A 6,297-nucleotide genomic window follows, 5' to 3' on the forward strand; every position below is an offset into this window, starting at 1 on the left:
CCCACCACCACCGCGGCGGCCGTGCCCCATATTCGACGCGATCTCATACCGCACCCTGTTTTCTTGTGTCTTGGCCGGATCAGGGCGACCAATCAGCCCATCGGACCGGAACAGTAACCGATACGGCGTCAGGACACCGGTGTGCCCACCCCCCGCCGGTGGGAGCCGCGGGGTGTGGGAGCGTGAGCGGGTGAGCGAGAAGAACGTCGACACCCTGCAGTACCGCGTTGACGGGCCGGAACACGCCCCGGTCCTCGTCCTGGGGCCGGCCCTCGGCGCCACCTGGCACATGTGGGACCGCCAGGTCCCCGAACTCAGCCGCCACTGGCGGGTGCTCCGCTACGACCTGCCCGGCCACGGCGGCGCGCCCGCCCTCCCCGCCACCTCCGTCGGCGACCTCGCCGCCCGGCTGCTGGCCACCGCCGACGCCGCGGGCGCCGACCGCTTCGCCTACGCGGGCTGCTCCCTGGGCGGCGCCGTGGGCGCCAGGATCGCGCTGGACGCGCCCGGCCGGCTCACCTCCCTGGCGCTGATCTCCTCCGCCCCCCGCTACGCCACCCCCGACACCTGGCGGCAGCGCGGCGTGGTGGTGCGCACCAACGGACTGGACCCCATCGCCCGCTCCACCCCCGAGCGCTGGTTCACGCCCGCCTTCGCCGCCGCCCAGCCCGCCATCGTGGAGTGGGCCGTCCAGATGGTCCGCACCACCGACCCCGGCTGCTACATAGCCGCCTGCGAGGCGCTGGCCTCCTTCGACATGCGCCAGGAGTTGGCCCGCGTCGGCGTGCCCACGCTGGTCGTCGCCGGGGCCGAGGACCGGGTCACCCCGCCCGCCGACGCCCGCGCCCTGGTCGCGGGCATCCCCGACGCCCGGCTCGCACTCGTCCCCGACGCCTGCCACATGGCCCCCGTGGAGCGGCCCGGCGAGATCACCGAACTGCTGGCCGGACACTTCTCGGCCGCCCTCCCCGCCGGCCGGCGGGACGCCCCGGCGGCCGTCCCGGTCCCCGCCCAGGCGCCCGCCGGCGGCACGGGCCGCGCGACGGACGCCCTGCCCACCCGTGCCGCGATCGCCGCCCTGACGGCCGGAGAGCAGAGCCAGGGCCACCCCGGCGCCGCGTACGACACCGGTCTGAGGCTCCGCCGCGAGGTGCTCGGCGACGCCCACGTCGACCGCGTGGCCGAGGAGACCGACGACTTCACCGGCGACTTCCAGGACCTCCTGACCCGCTACGCCTGGGGCGAGGTGTGGGCCCGCACCGGCATCGACCGCCGCACCCGCTCGGTGGTCACCCTCACCGCGCTCACCGCCGGCGGGCACCTGGAGGAGCTGGCCGCCCACACCCGCGCCGCGCTGCGCAACGGGCTCACCCCGCAGGAGATCAGGGAGGTGCTGCTGCACACGGCCGTCTACTGCGGAATGCCCGCCGCCGGGGCCGCGTTCGAAGTCGCCCGGCGCGTCATAGCGGAGGAGACCACCCCCCGCGACTGACGCCCTCGACCGGTTCCCGTGGCAGGTTCCGGGCCGGTGGCGGGACTTCGCGGCGAAGATCGCGGACGGGCAGCACAATGGGCCCCATGGAGCTCACCAAGAAGGGCCACGCCTGCGTCGCCCTGCACCGCGAAGGACGCACGCTCGTCATCGACCCGGGCGGCTTCAGCGAGGCGGACGCCGCCGTCGGCGCCGACGCGATCCTGGTCACCCACGAGCACCCCGACCACTTCGACGAGAGCCGGCTGCGCGCCGCGCTGGAGGCGAACCCGGCCGCCGGGATCTGGACGCTGCGCAGCGTCGCCGAGCGGATCTCGGCCGCCTTCCCCGGACGCGTCCACACCGTCGGCGACGGGGACGCCTTCACCGCCGCCGGCTTCGAGGTGGAGGTGCACGGCGAACTGCACGCCGTCATCCACCCCGACATCCCGCGCGTCACCAACGTCGGCTACGCCGTCACCGCCCCCGGCGCCGGCACCGTCTTCCACCCCGGCGACGCCCTGACCGTACCCGGCCGCCCGGTGGACACCCTGCTGCTGCCGGTGCACGCCCCCTGGAGCAAGGTCGCCGAGGTCGTCGACTACGTGCGCGAGGTGCGGCCGCGCGTGGCGTACGACGTCCACGACGGGCTGCTGTCGGACTTCGGGCATCTGGTCTACGGCCGCCTGCTCGGCCCGAACGGTCCCGGCGTCGCAGGCGCGGAGCACACGCGGCTGGAGCCCGGGCAGAGCGTCGCACTGCGGGAGGACTGAGCCCCGCCGGAAGGAGCGCCCCGCCGGCGGCCGGCTGCCGGCAGCCGCCCCGCCGACGGCCGGCTGTCGGTGCCGGGCGGTAGATTCGCTGCCATGCGTATCGCCACCTGGAACGTCAACTCGATCACCTCACGGCTCGAGCGGCTGCTGGCCTGGCTGGAGAGCAGCGGCACGGACGTGCTGTGCCTGCAGGAGCTGAAGTGCACGGCGGAGGCGTTCCCGGCCGAACCGCTGCGCGAACTGGGCTACGAGGCCGCGGTCAACGCCTCGGGCCGGTGGAACGGGGTGGCGGTGCTGTCCCGGGTGGGCCTGGAGGACCCGGTGATCGGCCTGCCCGCGGGGCCCGACTACGAGGGCGCCACCGAGCCCCGCGCGGCGGGCGCCACCTGCGGCGGGGTGCGGGTGTGGTCGGTGTACGTGCCCAACGGCCGCGAGGTCGGCCACCCGCACTTCGAGTACAAGCTCCGGTGGTTCGCCGCGCTCCGCGAGCTGGCGGTGCGGGAGACGGCGGGGGAGGCCGGAGGGCGGCCCTTCGCCATCCTCGGCGACTACAACGTCGCGCCGACCGACGAGGACGTCTACGACCCCGCCGTCTTCGAGGGCGCCACGCACGTCACCCCGGCCGAGCGCGAGGCGCTGGCCGGGCTGCGCGCGGCGGGCCTGGCCGACGTCGTGCCGCGCCCGCTGAAGTACGACCGTCCCTACACCTACTGGGACTACCGCCAGCTCGGCTTCCCCAAGAACAAGGGCATGCGCATCGACCTGGTCTACGGGAACCCAGCCTTCGAGTCGGCGGTGAAGGACGCCTACGTCGACCGTGAGGAGCGCAAGGGCAAGGGCGCCTCGGACCACGCCCCGGTCGTCGTCGACCTGGAGGTGTGAGCGCCCGCCCGCGTGCCTTGTGCCGTTCACCGGGCCGTTGATGTCACGCTGAGGCGTATGAACATCCCCTTCCTGGACAACTGGCGCAAGAGGCACGGCGTGTCCCGCGGAGTGGCGGTCATGCAGCCCGCCCCCCATGACGCCGAGGGAGTGGCGCAGTTGCTGTCCGAGTGCGAACTGCTGCGCAGGCAGGCCGAGTCGGCGGGGATCGAGCTGGAGGACACGCCCGGTTCGCTGGCCGCCCTCGACCAGCTCCTGCCGCGCTGGCGCGACGAGGACCCCGAGGCGCTGACCTGGCTGGGCAACGACGCGGGCCTGTACCTGGGCACCGTCGTCGTCCGCACGGTGCCGGGCGCGGAGTGGCAGGTGTGGCCGAACGGCCGGCCGGTGGTGCGGCTGGCCTCCGGCCGGGAGCTGGACGTGGTGGCGGCGGGCCACGAGTGGGCGCTCAGCGGCACTCCGGAGCTGTCGCAGGTGTACGCGGAGGCCTCCGAGGCGTGACGGGCGCCGGCCGGTGTGCGTCCGGGCCCGCGCCCGGGGCCCCGGGCGCGGCCGGGCCGCGGGCCGTCAGCCGGGGAAGTCGATGCGGTACTCCAGCCGCCACCGGTCCGCGCGCACCACGATGTCGGAGGTCTCCACGGCCCGGCCGTCCGCCGTGTGGTGGGTGCGCTCGATGACCGTCACGCACTGCCCGGGGGAGCACCCCAGGGCCTGCGACTCCGCGCTGGTGGCCGACCGCGAGCCGACCAGCTCGGTGGCCCGCGCCACGGGGAGGCCGATGGCCGCGAACCGCTCGCGCACCCCGCGCCGGGCGTACGGGCCCCGCTCGGGGAAGACCACCTCGGTGCCCTCGGTGAGCGCCAGCGGCTCCCAGCTGATGGCGAGCTGGAGCGGGCGCCGGTCGGCGAGGTACTCGTACCGCGTGCACATCACCCGGTCGCCCGCGCCGATCCCCAGCCGCTCGGCTATCCGCGGCGGGGCCCCGGTGGCGGTGGAGGTGGCCTCCCACAGCAGCGTGGGGGCGGCCGGGGAGCAGGTGACCAGCCGGGCGGCGAACGGCGAGTCCACCGCCTCGCCGGTGCGCAGCAGGCTCCCGGCGGGGCTGCGGTCGGTGACGAAGACGCCCCGCCCGAACTGCCCCTCCGCGTAGCCGGCGGCCTTCAGTACGCGCACCGCCCGGTCCACGGTCTGGTCGCTGGCGGCGTAGGTGCGCTTCAGCTCCGAACGCGAGGGGATGCGGGAGCCCACGGCCAGGGCCCCCTCGTCGATCTGCTGCCGCAGATCGTCGGCGATCCGCTGGTAGACCGGTCTGCTGTCGCCCATCCGGGACTCCTCTCCGTGCTGCCGCCTGCGGGGTGGGAACGGTCTCCGTGCCTGGGTCAACAGGGTAGGAGGGGGGCCTGTGCCGCATGAGGCGTCGTGGGCAACATCATCGGGAACACCTCGGCGACATCGGTACCCGGTTCCGCAAACTCCTTGCACAATCGGGCACTTGACCGGGTCAGCCCTCGGCTCGGCCGCGTGCCCGGTGCCGGCGGGCGGGCGGGGGCACGGACGCGGGCGCGGACGGCGCGGTGGTGGCGGCCCGGGTGACGTCCGCGACCAGTTCGACGACATCGGGTCCGTAGGCCTGGGAGTTGACCACCTTCAGCAGCAGGCAGAAGTCGCCGTCCGTGCCGTGCTCGCGGGCCAGCCGGGTGTGGTGGCGGGCGAGATGGCGGGCGGCCGCCTGGTTGGTGACGGCCCGCTGACCGCACAGGACGAACACCGGGTGGGAGCCCTCGCCCGCGGTGAGCCGGGCGAGCAGCACGTACTCCACCGACCCCCGCTCCATCCGGTAGCGCTCGCCGCCGATGGTGAACACGACCTGGTCCGGTCCCGGTTCGGGCCTGGTGTCGATCCGCACCCCCGGCAGCAGGGATTGGACATGGGCCGCCGTCCGCCGGTTCGCCGACGGGCCTCCCACGCAGAACTCGGTCCGCTCGCCGAAGCCCTGGCGGACGTTCTCGTGCGACATCACCTGCGCGTTCGCGCCGCACTCCTTGACCAGGGCGGACAGCTCCAGCAGGGCGAACACGTCGTCACGGGAGACGGCGCCTTCCCCCGTGGCGGCCTTGTGACCGACCACCAGCAGGCACTCGGAGTGCTCCGGCAGGCCGAAGAAGCGCTGCTTGCGGCGGAGCGCGCGGCGCCACAGGTAGGTGCGGCCGAACCAGCCGATCGAGGTGGTGACGCCGGCCGCGAGCACGCCCAGCACGATGTCGCGCAGGTTCTCGTCCATGGGGCGGAAGCGTATCGCCGGATGCCGCTTCTGTTGGAAACATGACAAGAGGGTGAGGAGCGGGAAGGGATGCGAAAACTGTTCGTAGCACGATGGTGACGGTCGACGAAACACAGCCGGTGTGCCATGGCCTCATGCCAGTGCCGCAACCGAACGGCAGTGTCCACCGGGCCGCTGCCGGCTTCGACGTACCCGGCGGCCCGGACCTGCCCGAGGCCGCCGAGTTCGCCGCCGCGCTCACCGCGCTCACCGCCGAACTCGACCCGGCCGCCGGATGGTACGGGGTCTTCGTCCGGCGCGACCCCGAGGGGCTGGCCGCCTGCCTGGCGGGCCGCAGGATCCCGCCGTGGGACGTGGTCGCCTCCCTGCTGGACGACCTCACCGTGCGCCGGGGCCCCCGGCGGGCGCGCCCCCGGGCCGCATGGCTGAGGGCGCTGCACCTGGCGTCGCTCGCCGCCTGCGACGAGGCGGCCGGCGACCCGCGGCGGCGGGCCGCCGAACTGCGGGAGATGCTGACGCGGACGCTGCGCGAGCAGCGGCACGCGGTCCACCGCGAACAGACCCTGGCCCGCCTGCCGACGGCGGGCCGTCACCCGGCCGGCGCCGGCCGCCTGGCCGCCGACCTCGCCTGGGCGCGCGACGACCGGGCCCGTGCCACGGCCCGCTGCGGGGAACTGCGCGAGCGCCTGGCCGCCCTGGCGGCCCGCAGCGGGGCGGATCCGGGCCATGAGCCCGGACACGGCCCCGAACCCGGGAAGTCCGAGCACGGCCATGAGCCCGGGCACGTCCCCCCGCCGCCGTCCGGCCCGGTGGGCCCCCGGCCGCGCGGGGCCCGGTTCGCCGGACTGGAGACCGGGGCACGGCCCGGGCCGGCCGCCGGCCCCGTACCC

At 75.1% G+C, this 6,297-nt stretch carries 6 protein-coding genes and 1 pseudogene; 5 read left to right on the forward strand and 2 right to left on the reverse strand.

What is annotated here, in order from left to right; genetic code table 11:
- Window positions 1-190: 190 nt before the first annotated feature.
- From pcaC to L7D48_RS23985, 4 genes are all read left to right on the forward strand, one after another.
- Complete coding sequence (gene pcaC / locus L7D48_RS23970; protein ID WP_237882369.1) at window positions 191-1,492, forward strand: 4-carboxymuconolactone decarboxylase; 1,302 nt, start codon at window positions 191-193, stop codon at window positions 1,490-1,492.
- An 86-nt stretch (window positions 1,493-1,578) separates the two neighbouring features.
- Window positions 1,579-2,244, forward strand: a complete 666-nt coding sequence (locus L7D48_RS23975; protein ID WP_237882371.1) for an MBL fold metallo-hydrolase — start codon at window positions 1,579-1,581, stop codon at window positions 2,242-2,244.
- 93 nt (window positions 2,245-2,337) lie between these two features.
- Window positions 2,338-3,126: an exodeoxyribonuclease III gene (locus tag L7D48_RS23980; protein WP_237882373.1), complete on the forward strand. Its 789-nt coding sequence runs from the start codon at window positions 2,338-2,340 to the stop codon at window positions 3,124-3,126.
- 57 nt (window positions 3,127-3,183) lie between these two features.
- Window positions 3,184-3,627: a DUF6278 family protein gene (locus L7D48_RS23985; protein ID WP_237882375.1), complete on the forward strand. Its 444-nt coding sequence runs from the start codon at window positions 3,184-3,186 to the stop codon at window positions 3,625-3,627.
- Between the two features lie 66 nt (window positions 3,628-3,693).
- On the opposite strand, the gene L7D48_RS23990 is transcribed toward L7D48_RS23985, so the two are convergent.
- Complete coding sequence (locus L7D48_RS23990; RefSeq protein ID WP_237882377.1) at window positions 3,694-4,449, reverse strand: GntR family transcriptional regulator; 756 nt, start codon at window positions 4,447-4,449, stop codon at window positions 3,694-3,696.
- Between the two features lie 178 nt (window positions 4,450-4,627).
- Entirely contained in the window at window positions 4,628-5,407 is a 780-nt protein-coding gene (locus L7D48_RS23995) for a hypothetical protein (RefSeq protein WP_237882379.1), read from the reverse strand.
- A gap of 134 nt (window positions 5,408-5,541) precedes the next feature.
- Between L7D48_RS23995 and L7D48_RS24000 the strand changes: the two are divergent.
- Window positions 5,542-6,297: pseudogene (locus tag L7D48_RS24000) on the forward strand (hypothetical protein); the annotation flags it as partial.

Source organism: Streptomyces sp. ICN903, assembly GCF_022015835.1.
GTDB lineage: Bacteria > Actinomycetota > Actinomycetes > Streptomycetales > Streptomycetaceae > Streptomyces > Streptomyces fenghuangensis.